This is a genomic window from Tepidimonas charontis (genome assembly GCF_007556685.1).
Classification (GTDB): domain Bacteria; phylum Pseudomonadota; class Gammaproteobacteria; order Burkholderiales; family Burkholderiaceae_C; genus Tepidimonas; species Tepidimonas charontis.
Genome location: NZ_VJON01000004.1, coordinates 13,169 through 35,132, shown reverse-complemented (window position 1 = coordinate 35,132; position 21,964 = coordinate 13,169). Strand labels below are relative to the sequence as shown.

At 65.0% G+C, this 21,964-nt stretch carries 20 protein-coding genes; 15 read left to right on the top strand and 5 right to left on the bottom strand.

What is annotated here, in order from left to right; translation table 11 throughout:
- The first annotated feature begins 45 nt into the window (after positions 1-45).
- Both phbB and dusA read left to right on the top strand, forming a co-directional pair.
- Complete coding sequence (gene phbB, locus Tchar_RS02240; RefSeq protein WP_144327472.1) at positions 46-786, top strand: acetoacetyl-CoA reductase; 741 nt, start codon at positions 46-48, stop codon at positions 784-786.
- 244 nt (positions 787-1,030) lie between these two features.
- Positions 1,031-2,032, top strand: a complete 1,002-nt coding sequence (dusA, locus tag Tchar_RS02235) for a tRNA dihydrouridine(20/20a) synthase DusA (RefSeq protein WP_144327512.1) — start codon at positions 1,031-1,033, stop codon at positions 2,030-2,032.
- Between the two features lie 55 nt (positions 2,033-2,087).
- Here dusA and Tchar_RS02230 read toward each other — a convergent pair whose 3' ends face one another.
- Positions 2,088-2,735: a GntR family transcriptional regulator gene (locus Tchar_RS02230; protein WP_144327471.1), complete on the bottom strand. Its 648-nt coding sequence runs from the start codon at positions 2,733-2,735 to the stop codon at positions 2,088-2,090.
- A gap of 62 nt (positions 2,736-2,797) precedes the next feature.
- Positions 2,798-2,935 carry a hypothetical protein gene (locus tag Tchar_RS13695; RefSeq protein WP_161595430.1) on the bottom strand — a complete coding sequence of 46 codons (138 nt, stop codon included), beginning with the start codon at positions 2,933-2,935 and terminating at the stop codon, positions 2,798-2,800.
- Between the two features lie 5 nt (positions 2,936-2,940).
- On the opposite strand from Tchar_RS13695, the gene scpA reads away from it, so the two are divergent.
- Genes scpA through Tchar_RS02205 form a run of 5 tightly spaced genes read left to right on the top strand, consistent with a single transcriptional unit; the run spans position 2,941 to position 10,325 of the window.
- On the top strand, positions 2,941-5,106 hold the full coding sequence (scpA, locus tag Tchar_RS02225; RefSeq protein WP_144327470.1) for a methylmalonyl-CoA mutase: 2,166 nt from the start codon (positions 2,941-2,943) through the stop codon (positions 5,104-5,106).
- A complete protein-coding gene (meaB, locus tag Tchar_RS02220) occupies positions 5,103-6,164 on the top strand; it encodes a methylmalonyl Co-A mutase-associated GTPase MeaB (protein WP_144327469.1) in 1,062 nt (353 codons plus the stop codon). Before scpA ends, meaB begins: the two co-directional genes overlap by 4 nt.
- Positions 6,165-6,214: 50 nt before the next feature.
- Positions 6,215-7,747, top strand: coding sequence for an acyl-CoA carboxylase subunit beta (locus Tchar_RS02215; protein ID WP_144327468.1), 1,533 nt, complete (start codon positions 6,215-6,217; stop codon positions 7,745-7,747).
- 20 nt (positions 7,748-7,767) lie between these two features.
- Positions 7,768-9,831 (top strand): acetyl-CoA carboxylase biotin carboxylase subunit, encoded by a 2,064-nt coding sequence (gene accC, locus Tchar_RS02210; RefSeq protein WP_144327467.1) that lies wholly within the window; start codon positions 7,768-7,770, stop codon positions 9,829-9,831.
- Positions 9,828-10,325, top strand: coding sequence for a VOC family protein (locus tag Tchar_RS02205; RefSeq protein ID WP_144327466.1), 498 nt, complete (start codon positions 9,828-9,830; stop codon positions 10,323-10,325). The genes accC and Tchar_RS02205 overlap by 4 nt, the downstream gene beginning before the upstream one ends.
- An 18-nt stretch (positions 10,326-10,343) precedes the next feature.
- Here Tchar_RS02205 and rsxB read toward each other — a convergent pair whose 3' ends face one another.
- The 3 genes from rsxB to Tchar_RS02190 form a co-directional block, all read right to left on the bottom strand.
- Positions 10,344-11,054, bottom strand: a complete 711-nt coding sequence (gene rsxB / locus Tchar_RS02200; protein WP_144327511.1) for an electron transport complex subunit RsxB — start codon at positions 11,052-11,054, stop codon at positions 10,344-10,346.
- A 2-nt stretch (positions 11,055-11,056) separates the two neighbouring features.
- Positions 11,057-12,448: a polyhydroxyalkanoate depolymerase gene (locus tag Tchar_RS02195; RefSeq protein WP_144327465.1), complete on the bottom strand. Its 1,392-nt coding sequence runs from the start codon at positions 12,446-12,448 to the stop codon at positions 11,057-11,059.
- A gap of 99 nt (positions 12,449-12,547) precedes the next feature.
- Positions 12,548-13,744: an amino acid aminotransferase gene (locus Tchar_RS02190; protein WP_144327464.1), complete on the bottom strand. Its 1,197-nt coding sequence runs from the start codon at positions 13,742-13,744 to the stop codon at positions 12,548-12,550.
- A gap of 201 nt (positions 13,745-13,945) precedes the next feature.
- On the opposite strand from Tchar_RS02190, the gene uvrB reads away from it, so the two are divergent.
- From uvrB to hscB, 8 genes are all read left to right on the top strand, one after another.
- The gene (uvrB, locus tag Tchar_RS02185; protein WP_144327463.1) at positions 13,946-16,036 is read left to right on the top strand and encodes an excinuclease ABC subunit UvrB; all 2,091 of its coding nucleotides are present in this window, start codon (positions 13,946-13,948) and stop codon (positions 16,034-16,036) included.
- A 57-nt stretch (positions 16,037-16,093) separates the two neighbouring features.
- Positions 16,094-16,744: a LuxR C-terminal-related transcriptional regulator gene (locus Tchar_RS02180; protein WP_144327462.1), complete on the top strand. Its 651-nt coding sequence runs from the start codon at positions 16,094-16,096 to the stop codon at positions 16,742-16,744.
- Between the two features lie 86 nt (positions 16,745-16,830).
- Positions 16,831-18,702 (top strand): sensor histidine kinase, encoded by a 1,872-nt coding sequence (locus Tchar_RS02175; RefSeq protein ID WP_161595429.1) that lies wholly within the window; start codon positions 16,831-16,833, stop codon positions 18,700-18,702.
- Positions 18,703-18,813: 111 nt separating this feature from the next.
- Positions 18,814-19,347: a Fe-S cluster assembly transcriptional regulator IscR gene (iscR, locus tag Tchar_RS02170; RefSeq protein WP_144327460.1), complete on the top strand. Its 534-nt coding sequence runs from the start codon at positions 18,814-18,816 to the stop codon at positions 19,345-19,347.
- A 37-nt stretch (positions 19,348-19,384) separates the two neighbouring features.
- On the top strand, positions 19,385-20,605 hold the full coding sequence (locus Tchar_RS02165) for an IscS subfamily cysteine desulfurase (protein ID WP_144327459.1): 1,221 nt from the start codon (positions 19,385-19,387) through the stop codon (positions 20,603-20,605).
- Positions 20,606-20,635: 30 nt separating this feature from the next.
- Complete coding sequence (iscU, locus tag Tchar_RS02160) at positions 20,636-21,037, top strand: Fe-S cluster assembly scaffold IscU (protein WP_144327458.1); 402 nt, start codon at positions 20,636-20,638, stop codon at positions 21,035-21,037.
- Positions 21,038-21,123: 86 nt separating this feature from the next.
- Entirely contained in the window at positions 21,124-21,447 is a 324-nt protein-coding gene (gene iscA / locus Tchar_RS02155; RefSeq protein ID WP_144327457.1) for an iron-sulfur cluster assembly protein IscA, read from the top strand.
- On the top strand, positions 21,440-21,958 hold the full coding sequence (hscB, locus tag Tchar_RS02150) for a Fe-S protein assembly co-chaperone HscB (RefSeq protein WP_236640099.1): 519 nt from the start codon (positions 21,440-21,442) through the stop codon (positions 21,956-21,958). Before iscA ends, hscB begins: the two co-directional genes overlap by 8 nt.
- Positions 21,959-21,964 lie beyond the last annotated feature (6 nt).

The following is a 21,964-nucleotide window of genomic DNA, read 5'->3' as shown; positions in this document are numbered from 1 at the left end:
CCGCGTATCGTTTTTCAACCCACCACCCAGACGGAGGAGTCTCTCATGAGTCAGCAACGCGTCGCATACGTCACCGGCGGCATGGGCGGCATCGGCACCGCCATCTGCCAGGCCCTGTACAAAGCCGGGTTCAAGGTCATCGCTGGCTGCGGCCCCACGCGGGACTATCAAAAATGGCTGGATGAGCAAAAAGCGCTCGGCTATACCTTCTACGCCAGCGTCGGCAACGTGGCTGACTGGGACAGCGTCGTGCAAGCCTTTTCCAAGGCCAAAGCCGAGCACGGGCCCATCGACGTGCTGGTCAACAATGCCGGCATCACGCGCGATCGCCTCTTCGTCAAGATGACGAAAGAGGACTGGGATGCGGTCATCAACACCAACCTGACCTCGATGTTCAACGTCACCAAGCAGGTGGTGCCGGACATGATCGAACGGGGCTGGGGCCGCATCATCCAAATCTCGTCGGTCAACGGGGAAAAGGGCCAAGCCGGGCAAACCAACTACTCGGCGGCCAAGGCGGGCATGCACGGCTTCACGATGGCGTTGGCGCAAGAACTCGCCTCCAAAGGCATCACGGTCAACACCGTCAGCCCGGGCTACATCGCCACCGATATGGTCAAGGCCATCCGTCCGGACGTGCTGGAAAAAATCGTCGCCCAAATTCCGGTCAAGCGTCTGGGCGAGCCGCGCGAAATCGCCTCCATCGTGGCCTGGCTGGCAAGCGACGACGCCGGCTTTGCCACCGGGGCCGACTTTTCGATCAACGGCGGCCTGCACATGGGCTGATGCCCGCAGCGAGCGCGCAGGCGCGGGGGCGGGCCCACTGCGCCGCTGCGTGAAATGCGCGCACCGCCCCGCGCGTGGCCCGGCTGTCCAGCTGTCTGGCTGTGGGGCACCGGTGCGCCACGACGCCGCACGGCGGCGCGCCGCCCGATGCGGCCGTGGCTGCGGCGCGAAAGCGGCCCTCGGCGATAATCGGGGCGTGAGCGCCAATGCCCCCGCCTCTGCACCGCCTACGCCGAGCACCGCCTTGACGGCGTCCAGCGCCAACCCATGGCGCCTGAGTGTGGCGCCGATGATGGAGTGGACCGATCGCCACTGCCGCTGGCTGCACCGGCAGTTGACGCGTTGCGCTCGGCTCTACACCGAAATGGTCACCACCGGTGCGCTGCTGCACGGGGACGCGCGGCGCCTGTTGGCGTTCGATCCCATCGAGCACCCGGTGGCGCTGCAGCTCGGCGGCAACGACGCGCGCGAATTGGCGGTGTGCGCGCGCATCGGCGAGGCCTGGGGCTACGATGAAATCAACCTCAATTGTGGCTGCCCCAGCCCGCGCGTGCAGCGTGGTGCGTTCGGCGCCTGTCTGATGGAACACCCCACCCTGGTGGCCCAATGCGTGCGCGCCATGCGCGATGCCGTGCAGATTCCCGTGACGGTCAAGCACCGCATCGGCATCGACCGCGTGCAAGACTACGCCTTCGTGCGCGATTTCGTCGGTGCCGTGGCCGAGGCCGGTTGTGCGGTCTTCATCGTGCACGCCCGCAACGCGTGGCTCGATGGCTTGAGTCCGGCCGAAAACCGTACCGTCCCCCCGCTGCGCGTTGAGGTCGTGTACCGCCTCAAGCGCGATTTCCCGCATCTGACCATCGTCGTCAACGGCGGCGTCACCACCGACGCCCAGGTGGCCGAACACTTGCGGCACGTCGATGGCGTCATGGTGGGCAGACAGGCTTATCACAACCCGTGGTGGCTGGCGTCGTGGGACGAGCGCTACTTCGGGATGCACGGCGTCGCTGCGGATCGGGACGCGGTGGAGGCACGCCTGGTGGACTATATGGCCCGTCACGCGCCGACGCTGCCGGGCGGCTGGTACGCCATCGCACGCCACATGCTGGGCCTGCGCCACGGTCAGCCCGGTGCGCGCCGCTGGCGTCAGGTCTGGAGTGACCACCGGCTCAAGTCCTTGCCGCCGCACGAGGTGGCGCAACGGGCCCGCCAGGCCCTCGAGCGGTCACTGGTCACAGGCAAGTGACGCGCCGGGTGCGTCGTCGCAGCGGGCGATGCGCGCCGCCGGCGCGGCGCACCCGTCAGACCGCCGCCTGCAACCCGTTGGCAAAGTGCACGCGCACGGCCTGCGCGGCTGCGGCCGCATCGCGGCGTTTGAGTGCATCCAAAATGGCTCGATGCTCGGCCAGCGACTCGGCGATACGCCCTTCCTTGGCCAGCGACCCGTGGCGGTTGAGCTTCATGACCTTGCGCAGATCGAGCACCAGCTGTTTGCGCCAGCGGTTCTGCGCCAGATCCAGAATGCGCAAATGAAACGCTTCGTTGCACTCGAAAAAACGCTCGCGTGAGCCGGTGTGCGGGTCGGCGGCGGCCTCCAGCTCCGTGTGCAGACGTTCCAGCTCGGCCAGATCGGCCTCGGTGGCGCGCCAACAGGCGGCCTCGGCTGCATCGGCCTCCAGCAAGGCCAACACCTCATAGACCTCACGCAAATCCTGGGGCGACACTTCGGTGACGTAGGCGCCGCGGCGCACCTTCATCGTCACCAGTCCCTCGGCGGCCAGCACCTTGATCGCTTCGCGCAGCGGCGTGCGGCTGATGCCCAGCTCCTCGGCGATCTTGAGCTCATCGATCCAGGCGCCCGGCGGCAATTCACGGTTGAAGATACGCTGGCGCAGCCATTCCGCCACTTCCTCGTAAAGCGCACGCGACATCAAAGGAACCGCTGTCATACTCGCATGATACCGCGTGATGCATTTCGCATCAATAATTATGAATGCGTTACACTCTGGCCTTACACCAGCGTGTCGATGCCACGGTTGCCGGCCACCGGCGCGGCAAACGCGCCGCAGCCGATCCGCGACGCCGGCACGCGGTCGATTCGATGGGCGCCGCCTGCGGCCGCCTCGCTCACCTCGTCGCTGTCCGCCAAACACCATGTCCACCTCCGAATTCCGCACCTACACCCTGGCCGACTGGGAAGCCGCGGCCCGACAGTCGCTCAAGGGGGCGCCCCTGGAGCGACTGAATTGGGTGACGCCCGAGGGCATCGTTGTCAAGCCGCTGTATACGGCGGCCGACATCCGCGACCTGCCATACACCGACACGCTGCCCGGTTTTGAACCCTTCATCCGCGGTCCGCAGGCCACGATGTACGCGGTGCGCCCCTGGACCATCCGCCAGTACGCGGGCTTTTCGACCGCGGAGGAGTCCAACGCCTTCTACCGCAAAGCGCTGGCCGCCGGCGCACAAGGCGTCAGCGTCGCTTTCGACCTGGCCACCCACCGCGGCTATGACTCGGACAACCCGCGCGTGGTGGGCGACGTCGGCAAGGCCGGTGTGGCCATCGACAGCGTCGAAGACATGAAAATCCTGTTCGACGGCATTCCGCTCGACCAGGTATCGGTGTCGATGACGATGAACGGGGCGGTGTTGCCGGTACTGGCCGGCTACATCGTCGCCGCCGAAGAACAGGGGGTGCGCCAGGACCAGCTCTCGGGGACCATTCAGAACGACATCCTCAAGGAGTTCATGGTCCGCAACACCTACATCTACCCGCCCGAACCCTCGATGCGCATCATCGGCGACATCATCGAGTACACGGCGCGGCACATGCCCAAGTTCAACTCGATCAGCATCTCCGGCTACCACATGCAGGAGGCTGGTGCCAACCAAGCATTGGAGCTGGCCTTCACGCTGGCCGATGGCAAGGAGTACGTCAAGACGGCACTGGCCAAGGGCCTGGACGTGGACGACTTCGCCGGGCGGCTGTCGTTTTTTTGGGCGATCGGGATGAACTTCTATCTCGAAATCGCCAAAATGCGCGCCGCGCGGCTGCTGTGGTGCCGCATCATGAAGGGATTCGGCGCGAAAAACCCCAAGAGCCTGATGCTGCGCACCCACTGCCAGACGTCCGGCTGGAGCCTGACCGAGCAGGATCCCTACAACAACATCGTACGCACCACCATCGAGGCGATGGCGGCTGTGTTCGGTGGCACCCAATCGCTGCACACCAACTCATTCGACGAGGCCATCGCCCTGCCCACCGAGTTCAGCGCCCGCATCGCGCGCAACACCCAGCTCATCCTGCAAGAGGAAACCCAGATCACGCGCGTCGTCGATCCCTGGGGGGGCAGTTACATGATGGAGGCGCTGACGCAACAAATGGCCGACAAGGCCTGGGCCATCATCGAGGAAGTGGACGCGATGGGCGGCATGACCCGCGCGGTGGCCAGCGGCTGGGCCAAGCTCAAAATCGAGGCCAGCGCCGCCGAGAAGCAGGCGCGCATCGATTCGGGCAAAGATGTCATCGTCGGCGTCAACAAGTACCGCCTGGACAAGGAAGACCCGGTCGAGATCCTGGAGGTGGACAACATGAAAGTACGCGAGGCGCAAATCGCGCGCCTGCAGCGCATCCGCGCCACCCGCGACGAAGCGGCGGTGCAGCATGCGCTGCAAGCGCTGACCGCGTGCGCGGCGTCCGACCAAGGCAATCTGCTGGCACTGTCGATCGAGGCCATGCGCCTGCGTGCGACGGTGGGTGAAGTGTCGGACGCGCTGGAAAAAGTGTTTGGCCGACACCGCGCCGACACCCAAAAGGTGACCGGGGTGTACGCCGCGGCCTACGACTCGGCCGAGGGCTGGGAAAAACTCAAGCAGGAAGTCGAAGCCTTCGCGCAAGAGTTCGGGCGCCGTCCGCGGGTCATGATCGCCAAGCTGGGTCAGGACGGGCACGACCGCGGCGCCAAGGTGGTGGCCACCGCCTACGCCGACTTGGGCTTCGACGTGGATATGGGGCCGCTGTTCCAGACGCCAGAGGAGTGCGCACGTCAGGCGATCGAAAACGACGTGCACGCCGTTGGCATCAGCACCTTGGCAGCAGGCCACAAAACACTGGTGCCGGCCATCATCGAAGCGCTGCGCCAACAAGGGGCGGACGACATCATCGTCTTCGTCGGTGGCGTCATTCCGCGCCAGGACTACAAGTTTCTGTACCAGGCGGGTGTCCAGGGCATCTACGGGCCGGGCACACCCATTCCCGCCAGTGCCAAAGACGTTTTGGAAAAAATCCGCGCCGCGCTGACGCGAGGAGCCGCTGCATGAGCGCTGTGCCCTGGGTCGAGGGCATTTTGCACGGCCAAGGGACCGTGCAGCGCCGTGCGATGGCCAAGGCGATCACGTTGCTGGAGTCGACCCGCACCGACCACCGACGCATAGCCGACGCGTTGCTCAACACCTTGCTGCCGCACACCGGGCGCGCGTTTCGGCTGGGCATCAGCGGCGTCCCCGGAGTCGGCAAGAGCACCTTCATCGAAGCGCTGGGCATCTACCTCATCGAACGGGGCCACCGGGTGGCGGTATTAGCGGTGGATCCGAGCAGCAGCGTCTCCGGCGGGTCCATCCTGGGCGACAAGACGCGCATGGAAAAGCTGTCCGTGCACGAGCATGCCTTCATCCGTCCCAGCCCCAGCGGCGGCACACTGGGTGGTGTCGCGGCCAAGACCCGCGAGGCGATGCTGGTGTGCGAAGCCGCAGGCTACGACGTCGTCATCGTCGAAACCGTGGGGGTAGGACAGAGCGAGACCGCGGTGGCGGACATGACCGACCTGTTTTGTGTGCTGCAGCTGCCCAATGCCGGAGACGACTTGCAGGCGATCAAGAAGGGCATCATGGAGCTGGCCGATCTCATCGTCATCAATAAGGCCGACCTCGACCCCGACGCCGCCACGCGCGCGCAGGCCCAGATCACCTCGGCGCTGCGGCTGTTGGGGTTGCACGGACGCGCCATGGCCGACGATCCGACCATGCCGCGCTGGCAGCCCACTGTGTTGACGCTGAGCGCCGCCACCGGCCAGGGTGTGGCGGCGTTCTGGGAAGCGGTGCAGCGCTACCGCCACCTGCAAGAGGTCAACGGCGCGCTGGCTGAGCGCCGGCGCCGCCAAGCCGCCGCCTGGATGTGGGAGCGCATCGATGCGGGTTTGCGCGAGGCCTTTGGCCAGCACGCCGCTGTGCGGGCGCGGCTGCCTGCGCTTACCGAGGATGTGCTGGCCGGGCGTGTGGTGGCCTCCGTGGCGGCGCGCGAGTTACTGCACGTCTTTTTGGATGCACAGGCAGATCAGGGGCTGCCGTGCACATCCCTCGAATCGACACCATTGCGCTGAGTAAGGTGCTGGGCCCAGCGGTTTTTTCTGTTTATTCATCGGGAGTTTCCATGCAAGACATCCTCGACCAACTCGAGCGCAAGCGCGCCGCGGCCCGGCTGGGCGGCGGGCAAAAGCGCATCGATGCCCAACATGCCAAGGGCAAACTCACCGCGCGCGAGCGCCTGGAAGTGCTGCTCGACGAAGGCACGTTCGAAGAGTGGGACATGTTCGTCGAACACCGCTGCACCGACTTCGGGATGGCGGAGCAAAAAATTCCGGGTGACGGCGTCGTCACAGGCTACGGAATGATCAACGGCCGCCTGGTCTTCGTGTTCAGCCAGGACTTCACCGTGTTTGGCGGTGCCCTGTCCGAGGCGCACGCCGAGAAAATCTGCAAGATCATGGACCAGGCGATGAAGGTGGGTGCGCCGGTCATCGGCCTCAACGACTCCGGGGGCGCCCGCATCCAGGAAGGGGTGGCATCATTGGGCGGCTATGCCGAAGTGTTCCAGCGCAATGTCTTGGCCTCCGGGGTGATCCCGCAGATCAGCGTCATCATGGGCCCGTGTGCGGGTGGGGCAGTGTACTCGCCGGCCATGACCGACTTCATCTTCATGGTCAAAGACACCTCGTACATGTTCGTCACCGGTCCGGACGTGGTCAAGACCGTCACCCACGAAGAGGTCACCGCCGAGGAGCTGGGTGGCGCCACCACCCACACCACGCGCAGCGGAGTGGCCGACCGCGCGTTCGACAACGACGTGGAGGCGCTGCTCATGGTGCGCCGGCTGTTCAACTACCTGCCGTTGTCCAATCGTGAAAAAGCGCCGGTGCGGCCCAGCGGCGATCCGATCGATCGCGCCGAACTCAGCCTGGACACCCTGGTGCCGGACAACCCGAATAAGCCCTACGACATGAAGGAGCTGATTTTGAAGACGGTCGACGACGGCGACTTCTTCGAGATCCAGCCCGACTACGCCAAGAACATCATCGTCGGCTTCGCGCGCATGGACGGGCAGACGGTGGGCATCGTCGCCAACCAGCCGCTGGTGCTGGCCGGCTGTCTGGACATCAAGAGCAGCATCAAGGCGGCACGCTTCGTGCGCTTCTGCGACGCCTTCCACATCCCGGTCATCACCTTTGTCGATGTGCCCGGCTTCATGCCGGGCACGGCGCAGGAGTACGGCGGCATCATCAAGCATGGCGCCAAGCTGCTGTATGCGTACGCCGAAGCCACCGTGCCCAAAATCACGGTCATCACCCGCAAGGCCTACGGCGGCGCCTACGACGTGATGGCCTCCAAGCACCTGCGCGGCGACGTCAACCTGGCCTGGCCCAACGCCGAAATCGCGGTCATGGGGGCCAAGGGCGCGGTGGAGATCATCTTCCGCGAGGACAAGAAAGACCCGGCCAAGCTGGCCGAACGCGAGGCCGAGTACAAACGCCGTTTTGCCAATCCCTTCGTCGCGGCCGAGCGCGGCTACATCGATGACGTGATCCTGCCGCACGAAACGCGCAAGCGCATCTGCCGCAGTCTGGTCATGCTCAAAGACAAGAAGCTCGACAATCCGTGGCGCAAGCACGGCAACATTCCGCTGTGAGGCCAGGGGGGATACACACCGTGTTCAAGAAGATCCTGATTGCCAACCGCGGCGAGATTGCCTGCCGCGTCATCGCCACGGCACGCAAACTGGGCATTGCAACGGTCGCCGTTTATTCCGAGGCCGACCGCGAGGCACGCCACGTTCGTCTGGCCGACGAAGCCGTCTGCATCGGACCCGCGCCCAGTCGCGAGAGCTACCTGCTCGCCGACAAGATCATCGCCGCAGCCAAAGCCACTGGCGCCGAGGCGATTCACCCCGGCTATGGCTTTTTGTCCGAAAACGAAGACTTCGCACGCCGCGTGGAAGAAGAAGGGCTGGTCTTCATCGGCCCGAAGCACGCTTCCATCGCCGCAATGGGGGACAAGATCGCCTCCAAGAAGCTCGCTCAAGCAGCAGGGGTCAACACCATTCCCGGCTGGAACGACCCGATCGACACGCCCGAGCAGGCGGTCGAGATCGCGCGCCGCATCGGCTACCCCGTCATGATCAAAGCCAGCGCCGGCGGTGGCGGCAAGGGTCTGCGCGTGGCGTTCACCGACAAGGAAGCCTTCGACGGCTTTGCCTCGTGCCGCAACGAAGCGCGCAACAGCTTCGGTGACGATCGCGTCTTCATCGAAAAATTCGTGGAGGAGCCGCGCCACATCGAAATCCAAGTGCTCGGCGACGCCTACGGCCATGTCATTTATCTGAACGAGCGGGAGTGTTCGATCCAGCGCCGCCACCAAAAGGTGATCGAGGAGGCGCCCAGCCCCTTCATCAGCGACGCCACCCGCCGCGCCATGGGCGAGCAGGCCGTGGCGCTGGCCCGGGCCGTGCAGTACCAAAGCGCCGGCACGGTGGAATTCGTGGTCGGCAAGGACCAGAGCTTTTACTTCCTGGAGATGAACACCCGGCTGCAGGTGGAGCACCCGGTGACCGAGTGCATCACCGGGCTGGACTTGGTCGAGCTGATGATTCGCATCGCCGCCGGCGAACCGCTGCCGCTGACGCAGGCCGACGTCAAGCGCGAAGGCTGGGCGATCGAATGCCGCATCAACGCCGAAGACCCCTTCCGCAACTTCTTGCCTTCGACCGGGCGGCTGGTGCACTTCAAGCCGCCCACCGAGACGATGTGGGCGGCCGACACCGCGCACCGCTATGGCGTGCGGGTGGACACCGGGGTATTCGAGGGTGGCGAAATCCCCATGTACTACGACTCGATGATCGCCAAGCTCATCGTCCATGGCCGGGATCGGGCGGAGGCCATCGCCAAAATGCGCGAGGCCCTCAACGGTTTCGTCATCCGCGGCATCAACAGCAATATTCCTTTTCAAGCCGCGCTGCTGTCGCATCCGGACTTCGTCGCGGGCCGTTTCGACACCGGCTTCATCGCCCAGCACTACGGCCGCGGCTTCCGCGCGGAGGATGTGCCCCACGACGATCCGGATTTTTTGGTCGCGCTGGCGGCCTTCGTGCGCCGCAAATCGCGTGAGCGGGCGGCTGCCATCAGCGGTCAGTTGCCCGGCTACGGCGTCAAAGTGGGCAAGGACTACACCGTCATCCAGTTGGCCGCCGATGGCCGCCACCGCTACATCCCGGTGCATGTGGACGAGTTCGTCGGCGAAACCGGCTATGCCTCGGTGCTGGTGGGCGAGGGCGCGCAAGCGCGCCGGTACAAAATCAGCTCGCCGTCGCGTCTGAACGATATCGTCATCCATGGCGAGTGCAACGGCGTACCGTTCACCGCCCAGGTCGAGCGCGGCACGGTGAAAAACCCACTGGCGCTGGTGGTTCAACACAATGGCACACAGCTCGAATGTTTGGTGGTGTCGCCGCGCATGGCCGAGCTCTATCGCCTCATGCCCTTCAAGGCGCCGCCGGACATGAGCCGCTATGTGCTGTCGCCGATGCCGGGCCTGTTGGTGGAGGTGGCGGTGCAACCCGGCCAAAAGATTCAGGCGGGCGAGCGGGTTGCCGTCATCGAGGCCATGAAGATGGAAAACGTTCTCTTTGCCGCCGCCGATGGTGTCGTCGCCAAGGTGCTGGCGCGCCCCGGCGAATCGCTGGTGGTCGATCAACCGATCGTGGAGTTCGAGCGATGAGCGCGCGCCCGTTCCGCGTGCTGGGCATCCAGCAAATCGCCATCGGCGGCTTGGACAAGCAACGCTTGCGCCGCCTGTGGGTGGAGCTGTTCGGCCTGTCCGTGACCGGTTACTTCGTCAGCGAGCGTGAAAACGTCGATGAAGATATCTGCACCATCGGCACCGGTCCGTTTGCCGTCGAGGTCGATTTGATGCAGCCGCTCGACCCCGAAAAGAAACCCGCCGTGCACGCCACTCCGCTCAACCACGTCGGGCTGTGGGTGGACGATCTGCCGCGTGCGGTCGAGTGGCTCAGCGCCCAGGGCGTGCGTTTTGCCCCCGGCGGCATCCGCCGCGGCGCGGCCGGCTTCGATATTTGCTTCATCCATCCCAAGGGAAACGACGAGTTTCCGGTGAGCGGAGAGGGGGTGTTGATCGAGCTGGTGCAAGCACCGCCCGAGGTCGTGCAGGCGTTGAAGACCTGGGCCGATGCCCACACGGATGCCGGTGGTTGAGGCAGCGGGCGTTGGCCCTTACTGCGGCGGGGGCGCGGCGGCCGCTCGCGCCGCGCGGGCCTTGGCGATGGCCGCTTCGATCAGGGCGCGCTTGCGCTGCAGCACCGCGGGGTCGCTGTGTTTGGAGTGGGCGGACAGATCCGCGAGCTTGGCTTGTGCCTTGTGCAGGCGACGCTCGGCCTGCTCCTCGACCTCGCGCGACCGCCGTGCTTGCCGCGCCTGGTAACGCGTACGCGCCTGCTCGGCCTGGGCCGGCGTCCAAGCCGCCCAGCCCGTGCGCTGCCCGCTGACGTTGACCATTGCGATACAGTCCACCGGGCACACCGGAACACACAGCTCACACCCCGTGCAATACCCTTCGATCACGGTGTGCATGCGCTTGTTGGCGCCGACGATCGCATCGGTCGGGCAGGCCTTCAGGCACAAGGTGCAGCCGATACACCAGGTCTCGTCGATCACGGCCACGGCCAGCGGCTGCTCCCGTCCACACGCCGGATCCAGCGGAAGGACCGGGCGGCCCGTCACCGCGGCGAGCCGCTCGATCCCCTCGGCCCCGCCTGGCGGGCAGCGGTTGATGTCGGCTTGGCCACGCGCGATGGCCTCGGCGTAGGCGCGGCAATCGGGATAACCACAGCGCCTGCACTGCGTCTGCGGTAAAACGGCGTCGATGCGCTCGGTCAATGCCGCGCACGTTGCTTCGGGCCCGGACACGGCGCTGTCGCTGCCCATGCTCACAGCGCGGCTTCGTCGCCGCGGCGCGTGCGGCCCGAGCGGGTATGGGAACCTTCCTCGCGCCGGATCGCCGAGGCCATCAACTCGGCCTCGGTTTGCACTGCCGCCAAGTCGGCACCGCCCATCGCCGGCTGGTGGGCGCGAATGAAATCCCGCACCACCGGATATACCATCTGCCGCCAGCGGCGACCACTGAAGATGCCGTAGTGGCCCGCCCCTTCGACTTCGAAGTGCTGTTTGTGCTGGCCCGGGATTTGAGTGCAGAGATCGTGCGCGGCGCGCGTCTGGCCACTGCCGGAGATATCGTCCAGCTCACCCTCGACGGTGAGCAGGGCCGTGTCGCGGATATCTTGTGGGCGCACGCGCTCCACGCCCCCGTCCGGTCGCCGCACGTCCCAGGTGCCTTGAACCAGGCGAAACTCCTGGAACACGGTGCGGATCGTCTCCAGGTAGTAGTTGGCGTCCATGTCCAGCACGGCGTTGTACTCGTCGTAGAACTGGCGGTGCGCCTCGGCGCTTTCGTTGTCGCCTTGGACCAGGTGCTGGAAATAGTCGTAATGACTATTGACATGGCGACTCGGGTTCATCGCGATGAACCCGGCATGCTGCAGGAACCCCGGATACACGCGTCGCCCTTCACCCGGAAAACCGGTGGGCACGCGGTAGATGACATTGTTTTCGAACCAGGCGTAGCTGCGCTGCAACGCCAGGTTATTGACGGCCGTGGGGGATTTGCGCGCGTCGATGGGGCCGCCCATCATCGTCATCGACAGCGGGGTTTTTTCGCCGCGGCTGGCCATCAGCGACACCGCCGCCAACACCGGCACGGTGGGCTGGCACACGCTCATGACGTGACAGTTCCCGTAACGCCGCTGCAGGTAGCGGATGAACTCCTCGACATAGTGAACGTAGTCATCGAGGTGGAAGTCGCCCTCGGACAGCGGCACCATACGCGCGTTCTTCCAGTCGGTGATGTAGACCTTGTGGTCGCGCAGCATGGTGCGCACGGTATCGCGCAGCAAGGTGGCGTAGTGGCCAGACAAGGGCGCCACGATCAACACCACGGGCTGCTCCTTCAGACGCAACAACGTCTGCGGATCGTCGGCGTAGCGCTTGAAGCGGCGCAGCTGGCAAAACGGCTTGTCGATTTCGACGCGCTCGTGCACCGTGACGTGCACGCCGTTGACATCCACCTCGCGGATGCCGAACTCGGGTTTCTCGTAATCCTTGCCCAGGCGGTGCAGCAGGTCGTAGCCCGCGGCGATACGCTGCGCAAACGGTGTCTGCGCCAAGGGCGACGTCGGCGTGGCGAACAGCTTCGCCGCCACTGCTGCGAAGTCAGAAAACGGCTCCATCAGGGCGCGTTGCGCCTCATACAGGTGATACAGCATGGCGTCGGCCTTTTATGTTGCAGTGCAACAAATATAACAGGAACCGAATGTTTGCGCCATGCCCATCAACCCGGATAGACCGTCACCTGGGAGACAGGGTCACAGCACCGCGGCGATCGCCTGGCACACGTAGTCCACATTACGGCTGTTGAGCGCGGCCACACACATACGCCCGCTATCCGTACCATAGACCCCGAACTCCTGGCGCAGGCGCACCATCTGGTCTTTGCTCAGGCCCGAGTAGCTGAACATACCCAGCTGCTGCGTGATGAACGACATATCCTGTTCCACGCCGGCGGCCTTGAGGCCATCGACCAGGCGTTGCCGCATGGCACGAATGCGGGTGCGCATCTCGCCGAGCTCCTGCTCCCACAGGGCGCGCAACTCGGGCGTGTTGAGCACCGTGGCCACCACCGCTGCCCCGTGGGTGGGCGGGTTGGAGTAGTTGGTCCGCACCACGACCTTGAGCTGCGACAGCACGCGCTCGGCTTCGTCCCGGCTGGCGCACACCACCGACAGGGCGCCGACGCGCTCCCCATACAGGCTAAAGCTCTTGGAAAACGAGGTGGCGACGAAGACGTCCAGCCCGGCGTCCACGAACTTGCCGACGACCGCGCCGTCTTCGGCAATGCCATGGCCAAACCCTTGATACGCCATATCCAGAAACGGCACCAGGCCGCGCTCGCGCACCACCGCCACCACGGCATCCCACTGCGCTGGCGTCAGGTCATAGCCAGTTGGGTTGTGGCAGCAGGCGTGCAGCACGACAATGGTGCCCGGAGCGGCGGCGCGCAGACTCGCCAGCATCCCCTCCACATCGACGCCGCGCCGGGCGCCGTCGTAGTAAGCGTAGGTGTGCACGGCAAAGCCGGCGTTGCCAAACAGCGCGCGGTGGTTCTCCCAGCTCGGATCGCTGATCAACACCTGCGCCGACGGCAGCAACTTTTTCAAGAAATCGGCCCCGATTTTCAAGCCGCCGGTGCCGCCCAAGGCTTGCACGGTGGCGACACGGCCGGTGCGCACCACTTCGCTGTCGGCACCGAATACCAACGCCTTGACCGCCTGGTCGTAGGCGGGCATGCCGTCGATGGGCAAGTAACCGCGCGCGCTGGGCTGGGCCAACAAGCGCTGCTCGGCCTCGCGCACGCATTGCAGCAGCGGCAGTTTGCCGTTGTCGTCATAGTACACGCCCACCCCCAGATTGACCTTGTTGGGGCGGGGGTCGGCAGCGAACTGCTCATTCAGACCCAAAATCGGGTCACGCGGGGCCATTTCGACGGCGGCAAAAAGCGACATGGACAGCAACCTGACGGAAAAGGAGGGGATAAAAGAACGGACGCCGGCCGCCTCGAGGGGCCGCCGTCTGCGGCAAAGGCAAACTTTATTATTTTAGCGTGCGGCCCTGCGGCAGGCGCCACAGGGGGGTGTGCCCGTGCCTGGCGGCGTGGCGGCGTGGTCGTCGGCGCGCGTCACCGAGGTCGAACTATCATCACCGCCATGTCCTCCACACCTCTGCCTGCCAGCGGCCAAATGGTCCGCTTTCCCGGCTCGCCTTTCGAGCTGTTTCAACCTTACCCACCGGCGGGGGATCAGCCCGCGGCCATCGAGCAACTCGTCGAAGGGGTGCTGGACGGCGAAGCCTTTCAGACGCTGCTGGGCGTCACCGGTTCGGGCAAAACCTTCACCATGGCCAATGTGATCGCGCGCCTGGGCCGGCCGGCGATCGTCTTTGCCCCAAACAAGACTTTGGCGGCACAGCTTTACAGCGAATTTCGAGAGTTTTTTCCCAAAAACGCGGTCGAGTACTTTGTCAGCTATTACGATTACTACCAACCAGAGGCCTATGTGCCACAGCGCGATCTCTATATCGAAAAAGACAGCGCCATCAACGAGCACATCGAGCAGCTGCGGCTGAGCTGTACCAAGAGCTTGCTGGAGCGCCGCGACGTCGTCATCGTCGCCACCGTCAGCGCCATCTACGGCATCGGCAAGCCCGAGCACTACCACCGCATGATCCTGACGCTGCGCACGGGCGACCGCCTCAGCCAGCGCGACATCATCGCGCAGCTGGTGCGCATGCAGTACCAGCGCAATGAGCAAGAGTTCGTGCGTGGCAAATTCCGGGTGCGCGGCGACGTCATCGATATTTTCCCTGCCGAGCACTCCGAGCTGGCGCTGCGCGTCGAGCTCTTCGACGATGAAATCGAGTCGTTGACGCTGTTCGATCCGCTGACCGGGCAGAGCCGTCAACGTCTGCTGCGCTTTACCGTCTACCCGAGCAGCCACTACGTGACACCGCGCGAGCAGGTGCTGCGCGCCGTGGAGTCGATCAAGGACGAGCTGCAAGCCAGGGTGCAGGAACTGCTGGCCATGGGCAAACTGCTGGAGGCGCAGCGGCTGGAGCAGCGCACGCGGTTCGACTTGGAAATGCTGGTGGAAGTCGGCCACTGCAAGGGCATCGAAAACTACACCCGCCACTTGTCTGGGGCGGCGCCGGGCGAGCCGCCCAGCACGCTCACCGACTACCTGCCGCCCGATGCCTTGATGTTTTTGGATGAGAGCCACGTGATGATCGGCCAACTGGCGGGGATGTACAACGGCGACCGGGCGCGCAAAACCACTTTGGTGGAGTACGGCTTTCGCCTGCCCAGCGCGCTGGACAACCGGCCCCTGAAATTCGAGGAGTTCGAGCAGCGCATGCGGCAGGTGATATTCGTCTCCGCCACGCCGGGCGAGTACGAATTGCGCCGCTGCTCGCGCGTGGTCGAGCAGGTGGTACGCCCGACCGGATTGGTCGACCCGGTGGTACAGGTGCGTCCCGCCACTCATCAGGTGGACGATCTGCTGCAGGAGATTCGGCTGCGCGTGCAGCGCGACGAACGCGTGCTGGTGACCACGCTGACCAAGCGCATGGCCGAGCAGCTCACCGACTATCTGAATGAAAATGGGGTGCGCGTGCGCTACCTGCACTCCGACGTCGATACGGTGGAGCGCGTGGAAATCATCCGCGACTTACGGCTGGGTGCGTTCGACGTCTTGGTCGGTATCAACCTGCTGCGTGAGGGGCTGGACATTCCGGAAGTGTCGCTGGTCGCCATTTTGGACGCCGACAAGGAAGGGTTTTTGCGCGCCGAACGCAGCCTCATTCAGACCATCGGCCGCGCCGCGCGCAACCTCAATGGCATGGCCATCCTTTATGCCGATACCGTCACCGATTCGATGCGCCGCGCCATCGAGGAAACCGAACGTCGGCGCGCCAAGCAACTCGCCTACAACGCCGCGCATGGCGTCACCCCGCGTGGGGTGAGCAAGCGCATCAAGGATCTGATCGAAGGCGTGGTCAGCGACAAGGCGGCCGAAGCCGAGCAACGCCAACGCCGGCTGCGCGAGCAAGCCGAAGCCTTGCAGGCGCTGGACGAGAAGGCCCTGGCGCGCGAGATCAAGCGGCTGGAGAGGCAGATGCTGGAGCACGCCCGCAACCTGGAGTTCGAGGCTGCCGCTCGGGTACGCGACCAGCTCATGCAGCTCAAGGACCGCGTGCTGGGGGCCCACGGCGCCGCAGACGAGGCCCTGGCGACGAGTGCGTAGTCGCCTCCCCTGTTTGGGGGAGTTCGATCTGCGATCAGATTGTTCACAATCCGTCTCATGTCAGGCATCACGCGGATTTACCTGATCGAAGACGACCCCTCTATTTTGCGTTTCGTCGAAGCCGCCTTGCGCCAGCGTCCCGACTGGCGCCTGGTAGGCCATTCCGACACCTACGCTCATGCCGAGCTGATGGCGCCCAACAGCCTGGCAGACGTCTTTCTGGTCGATTTGGGGTTGCCCGACGGGCGCGGTGAAGACCTGCTGCGCCAGCTCGCTGCCGCCAAGCCCGAAGCCGAATTGCTGGTGTTTACCGTGTTCGGCGACGAGTCACGCCTCATCCCAGCGTTGCAGGCAGGCGCCACCGGCTATGTCCTGAAGGGCTGCAGCGAAGCCGAGCTCATCGATGCCATCGAGCAAATTCGCGCCGGTGGTGCACCGATCTCGCCCCTGTTGGCGCGCATGCTGCTCAAGCAGTTCCGCGCGGCCGATGCGGTGGGCGGCCCCGACGGGCCGACGCCCAGCCTGTCCGAACGCGAAACCGATGTGCTGCGCCTGGTGGCGCAGGGCTATGTCAACAAGGAAATCGCACAGCGGCTGGGCATCGGCGTGGCCACCGTCAGCACGCACGTCAAAAGCTTGTACCGCAAACTGGCGGTGCGCACACGCGTGCAGGCGGTGCGGGCGGCTCAGGCCCGGGGATTGCTGTGACGCGAATGCCGGCGCCATTGCAGCGTAATGCGGAGGCAGCCATCACAAGCGTGGGGGCGCGCACGGCTGTCGTTGGCCTAATCCTGTTGCTCGCGTCGCTGGTGGCCTTGCTGTACGCGGTATCGGCGCCGCGCGCGCTGGACGGTGTGGCCGCCGTGCGCGAAGCCCAGGTGCACCTGCCGCTGGATCCGCAGCAGCCGCCGCGCACGGTGCCGTTACCCCACATCCTCGACGACGAATCGCCGGCATGGTGGGGCTGGGTCACATACACCCTGGCATGGCCGGCGACGCTGACCTATCAAAATCCGGCCGAAGCCCGACTGGCGGTGTTGCTGCCCCGCGTCGGCCCGCGGTTTCGCTTGCTCCTGAACGATCGCGAAATCGCCCAGATGGGGTGGTATGGCCCCGAGCGAGCGACGGTATTGTCCACCGCCCAGCCGCATTTGGTGGCGTTGCCCAGCTCCTTGCTGCTGCCGCAGGCCACGCACAATCGTCTCATCATCGAAGTGCGGGGACAGCCGCTGGAGCGCAGTGGCCTGTCGCCGCTACACATCGGCGACCACGATGTCTTGCTGCGACGTCATCGCCAACTCGAATGGTGGCAGATCACCGGCGCGTGGATCATGGCCACCCTGGCCTTGTTCGTCGGGGTTCTGGCACTGCTGCTGTGGCGCGTGCTGGGTGAGCGACTCTTTTTGCTGATGGGCGGCGCGGCGTTGGCGCTGATGGCGCGTACCGTGATGTTGGTCGTCGTCGAGCCGCCCCTGCCGTACGAGCTGTTGTTTTTCCTGCATCGGTTGGCATTTGCCCTGTTCGTCGGCCTGTTCATTTTGATGGTCGAAGATTTTTTTGGCCGTCAGATGCGCTGGGTGCGAATCGGGTCGTGGCTGATGATCGGCTTGACCGTGCCGTGGATGGTCTGGGCGCAGTGGGTACAGGACTACGCCGTGGTGCGTGCGTGGGCCGGCGCCATCACCGTTTTTGCCATCGCAGCACTGAGCGCCGTCGTCGTCGAACACCAGCAGCGTGGACACCTGACCTTTTCGGCCACTGCGGTGGGGTTGGTGGCGGCATTTGCCTTGCTGACCGGTATTCGCGACTTTTTGGTGGTGCAGCTCGACTTCCCTGGCGACGGCGAGCTGCGCTGGCTGACCTTTGGCAGCATCGTGCTGATGTTTGCGCTCGGCGCGGCCTTGGTGGAGCGTGCCACCTCATGGGCACGCGACGTGCAACGTCTCAACGCTTCGTTATCGGAGGCGGTGGCGCGGCGCGAGAACGAACTGCGTGAGGCCTTCCAACGTCTGCGCTTGGCTGAGCGACAGCGGGTGGTGGAGGAGGAGCGGCGGCGCCTGATGCGCGATATGCACGACGGTCTGGGCAGCCAGCTGGTGCAGACCCTCAATCTGGTGCGCAGCGCCGAAGGACATGTCGAGCGTTCTTCCATCGAAGCGCTGCTGCGTCAGGCGCTCGATGAGTTGCGCTTGACGCTGGACTCGCTGGAGCCGATGGAGGGCGATTTGCCCGCGATCCTCGGCACCCTGCGGCGCCGTCTGGGGCCGGCACTGGAGGCCGCCGGCCTGGAGCTGCGCTGGGAAGTACAGGATGTGCCGCCGCTGCAGGGCTTGGATGCGCGTGGCGTCATGCACCTGTTTCGCTGCTTACAGGAAATCTTGGCCAACGTCGTCAAACACGCACACGCGACGCGCGTCACCGTCAGCACCTGGCTGCGCGACGACCACGTGGTGCTGACCATCGAGGACGACGGCACGGGGCTGCCGCCGCCCGAAAAACGACCGCCGGGTGGCCGGGGCTTGCGCAACATCATCACGCGTGCCACCAAGCTGGGGGCGAGCGTGCGCTTCTACGATGCCCACCCGGGCACGGGTATCGAGCTGGCCTTTCCTTTGCATGGCAACCCGCCCGCGGTTGACAGCGCGTGGATGACGCGCGCGGCGTGAAGCGGCTGCGATCACGCAATCCCGAGCAAAACGTTCGGCTTTTTGCTATACTCGACGAAAACGCTCGGGTATCCCCTGAAGCAATCGTCAGCCCACCACCAGGAGTCTGCCATGCGTCTGACCACCAAAGGGCGATTCGCCGTCACGGCGATGATCGATTTGGCGCTGCGCGAAGCCAGCGGCCCCGTCACGCTCGCCGCCATCAGCCAGCGGCAGCACATCTCGCTGTCTTATCTGGAGCAGTTGTTTGGCAAGCTGCGCCGCCACCGGCTGGTGGAGTCCACGCGCGGCCCCGGCGGCGGCTATACCCTCGGGCGCCGCGCCGCCGACATCACGGTGGCTGACATCATTCTGTCGGTGGATGAGCCCATCGACGCCACCCAGTGCGGCGGCAAGGAAAACTGCCACGGCGACGGGCAGCGTTGCATGACGCATGATCTGTGGACCGAGCTCAACGAGCGCATGATCGATTTTTTGCGCTCGGTGACGCTGCAGCAACTCGTCGACCAGCAGCTGGCCAAGGGGGTGGCGGTGGAGCCGGCACCCTCGCTCAAGCGGGCCATCTCGGCCACCCCGGTGGTCAAGCCCATCCGTGTCAACGCGCCGAACTCGGTGTTCGCGCTGGCTACGGCCGCCGCCGAATGAACGTCCCGCTCGTGCCACCCGCCACCAGGAGTTTTCGATGAGCAGCACCCCGCACATGCCCCTATACCTGGACTACAGCGCCACGACGCCCGTCGATCCGCGTGTGGTCGAAAAGATGGTGCCGTGGCTATACGAACATTTCGGCAATCCCGCTTCGCGCAGCCACGCCTGGGGCTGGGAGGCCGAAAAAGCCGTCGAGCATGCACGCGAACAGGTCGCCGACCTGATCGGCGCCGATCCGCGCGAAATCGTCTGGACCAGTGGCGCCACCGAGTCGAACAACCTGGCGCTCAAAGGCGCCGCGCATTTCTACCAAGGCAAGGGGCGGCACATCGTCACCGTCAAGACCGAGCACAAGGCCGTGCTGGACACCTGCCGGCACCTGGAGCGCGAGGGGTTCGAAGTCACCTACCTGGACGTGGACGAGTACGGTTTGCTGGACCTGGACGCGTTTCGCGCCGCCCTGCGGCCCGACACCATCCTGGCCAGCGTGATGTTCGTCAACAACGAAATCGGCGTCATCCAGGACATCGCCGCCATCGGCGCCATTTGCCGCGAAAAGGGCGTCATCTTTCATGTGGACGCCGCACAGGCCACGGGCAAGGTCCAGATCGACCTGCGGCAGCTGCCGGTGGATCTGATGAGCCTGGCCTCACACAAAACCTACGGCCCCAAGGGCATCGGCGCGCTGTACGTGCGGCGTAAACCGCGCGTGCGGCTGGAGGCGCAGATGCACGGCGGCGGCCACGAGCGCGGGCTGCGCTCCGGCACGCTGGCCACCCACCAATGCGTCGGCATGGGCGAGGCGTTCGCCATCGCCAAGGCGGAGATGCCCACCGAATTGCCGCGCATCCAGCGGCTGCACGACCGGCTGGTGGCGGGGCTGACGCAGATCGAGCAGTCCTTCATCAACGGCCACCCCACACGGCGCGTGCCGCACAACCTGAACATGAGCTTCAACTTCGTCGAGGGCGAGTCGCTCATCATGGGCATCAAGGGGGTGGCGGTGTCCAGCGGTTCGGCGTGCACGTCGGCCAGCCTGGAGCCCAGCTACGTGCTGCGGGCGCTTGGGCGCAGCGACGAGCTCGCCCATAGCAGCCTGCGCATGACCATCGGGCGCTGGACCACCGAGCAAGAGATCGACTACGCCATCGAAGCCATCAAGGCCAACGTCGCCAAACTGCGCGAACTCTCGCCCCTGTGGGAGATGTACCAAGAGGGCATCGACTTGAACAGCATTCAGTGGGCCGCGCACTGACGCGGCGGGTTTCACCGAAAGGAGCACACCATGGCATACAGCGACAAGGTCATCGACCACTACGAAAACCCGCGCAACGTCGGCAGCTTCGACAAAAATGACAGCCATGTCGGCACCGGCATGGTGGGTGCGCCGGCCTGCGGTGACGTGATGAAGCTGCAAATCAAGGTCAACCCGCAGACCGGTATCATCGAAGATGCGCGTTTCAAGACCTATGGCTGCGGCTCGGCCATCGCCTCCAGCTCGCTGGTCACTGAGTGGGTCAAGGGCAAGACCTTGGACGAAGCGGCGCAAATCAAAAACAGCCAGATCGCCGAAGAGCTGGCGCTGCCGCCGGTCAAGATACACTGTTCGATTCTGGCCGAAGACGCCATCAAGGCGGCGGTTGAAGACTACAAGAAGAAACACGCTGCCCAGACCGCGGCCGCGTGACCCGTTGCCAACGCATGCCGCGCGCGAAGCCGGCAGCGTCGGCCAGCTCGGCTGTCTTTCCCGTTTTCCTGCATTCCAGTTCGTTCATGGCCGTCACACTCACCGAAGCCGCTGCGCGGCACGTCCACAAATACCTGTCCCGGCGGGGCAAGGGCATCGGCGTGCGCCTCGGGGTCAAAACCACGGGCTGTTCCGGACTGGCCTACAAGCTCGAATACGCCGACGACATTGCGCCCGAAGACATCGTCTTCGAAGCGCATGGCGTCAAGGTCTTGGTCGACCCGAAGAGCCTGCCCTACCTGGACGGCACCGAGCTCGATTTCGTGCGCGAAGGCCTCAACGAGGGATTCCGCTTCCACAACCCGAATGAACGCGACCGCTGTGGCTGTGGCGAATCCTTCCGTGTCTGAGCCGTCGCTGTCCGCCAACGATTTTGCGCTGTTCGGGCTGCCGCAGCGCTTCGCGCTGGATGCAGCGTTGCTGCAAGAGCGCTGGAAGGCGCTGCAACGTCTGGCTCACCCGGATCGTCATGCCCATGCCGGTGCGGCCGCACAGCGCCTGGCCATGCAGTGGTCGGTGCGGGTCAACGAGGCCTATCAGCGCCTGCGCGACCCTTTGCGCCGTGCCGCTTACTGGTGCGAACTGCAGGGGCAGCCGGTGCAGGCCGACAGCAACACGGCCATGCCGGCCGAGTTCTTGCTGCAGCAAATGCAGTGGCGCGAAGCCTTGGAGGAGGCGCGCGATCCCACCGACTTGCAGCGCCTGCGGCATGAGGTGCAGGCCGAGCGCGACGCGCGCCTGCAGACGCTGGCCGCCGCCATCGACACCCATCACGATGCCGCTGCTGCCGCGGCCCAGGTCCGCGCGCTGATGTTCATCGAGCGCTTCCTTGAGACGCTGCACGAGCGGCTCGACACCTAACCTTTT

Excerpts from the sequence above, each read along its gene's own strand:
- phbB (WP_144327472.1), top strand. The coding sequence starts at position 46 with ATGAGTCAGCAACGCGTCGCATACGTCACCGGCGGCATGGGCGGCATC.
- Tchar_RS02230 (WP_144327471.1), bottom strand. The coding sequence starts at position 2,735 with ATGACAGCGGTTCCTTTGATGTCGCGTGCGCTTTACGAGGAAGTGGCG.
- scpA (WP_144327470.1), top strand. The coding sequence starts at position 2,941 with ATGTCCACCTCCGAATTCCGCACCTACACCCTGGCCGACTGGGAAGCC.
- meaB (WP_144327469.1), top strand. The coding sequence starts at position 5,103 with ATGAGCGCTGTGCCCTGGGTCGAGGGCATTTTGCACGGCCAAGGGACC.
- Tchar_RS02215 (WP_144327468.1), top strand. The coding sequence starts at position 6,215 with ATGCAAGACATCCTCGACCAACTCGAGCGCAAGCGCGCCGCGGCCCGG.
- Tchar_RS02205 (WP_144327466.1), top strand. The coding sequence starts at position 9,828 with ATGAGCGCGCGCCCGTTCCGCGTGCTGGGCATCCAGCAAATCGCCATC.
- rsxB (WP_144327511.1), bottom strand. The coding sequence starts at position 11,054 with ATGGGCAGCGACAGCGCCGTGTCCGGGCCCGAAGCAACGTGCGCGGCA.
- Tchar_RS02195 (WP_144327465.1), bottom strand. The coding sequence starts at position 12,448 with ATGCTGTATCACCTGTATGAGGCGCAACGCGCCCTGATGGAGCCGTTT.
- Tchar_RS02190 (WP_144327464.1), bottom strand. The coding sequence starts at position 13,744 with ATGTCGCTTTTTGCCGCCGTCGAAATGGCCCCGCGTGACCCGATTTTG.
- uvrB (WP_144327463.1), top strand. The coding sequence starts at position 13,946 with ATGTCCTCCACACCTCTGCCTGCCAGCGGCCAAATGGTCCGCTTTCCC.
- Tchar_RS02180 (WP_144327462.1), top strand. The coding sequence starts at position 16,094 with ATGTCAGGCATCACGCGGATTTACCTGATCGAAGACGACCCCTCTATT.
- iscR (WP_144327460.1), top strand. The coding sequence starts at position 18,814 with ATGCGTCTGACCACCAAAGGGCGATTCGCCGTCACGGCGATGATCGAT.
- Tchar_RS02165 (WP_144327459.1), top strand. The coding sequence starts at position 19,385 with ATGAGCAGCACCCCGCACATGCCCCTATACCTGGACTACAGCGCCACG.
- iscU (WP_144327458.1), top strand. The coding sequence starts at position 20,636 with ATGGCATACAGCGACAAGGTCATCGACCACTACGAAAACCCGCGCAAC.
- iscA (WP_144327457.1), top strand. The coding sequence starts at position 21,124 with ATGGCCGTCACACTCACCGAAGCCGCTGCGCGGCACGTCCACAAATAC.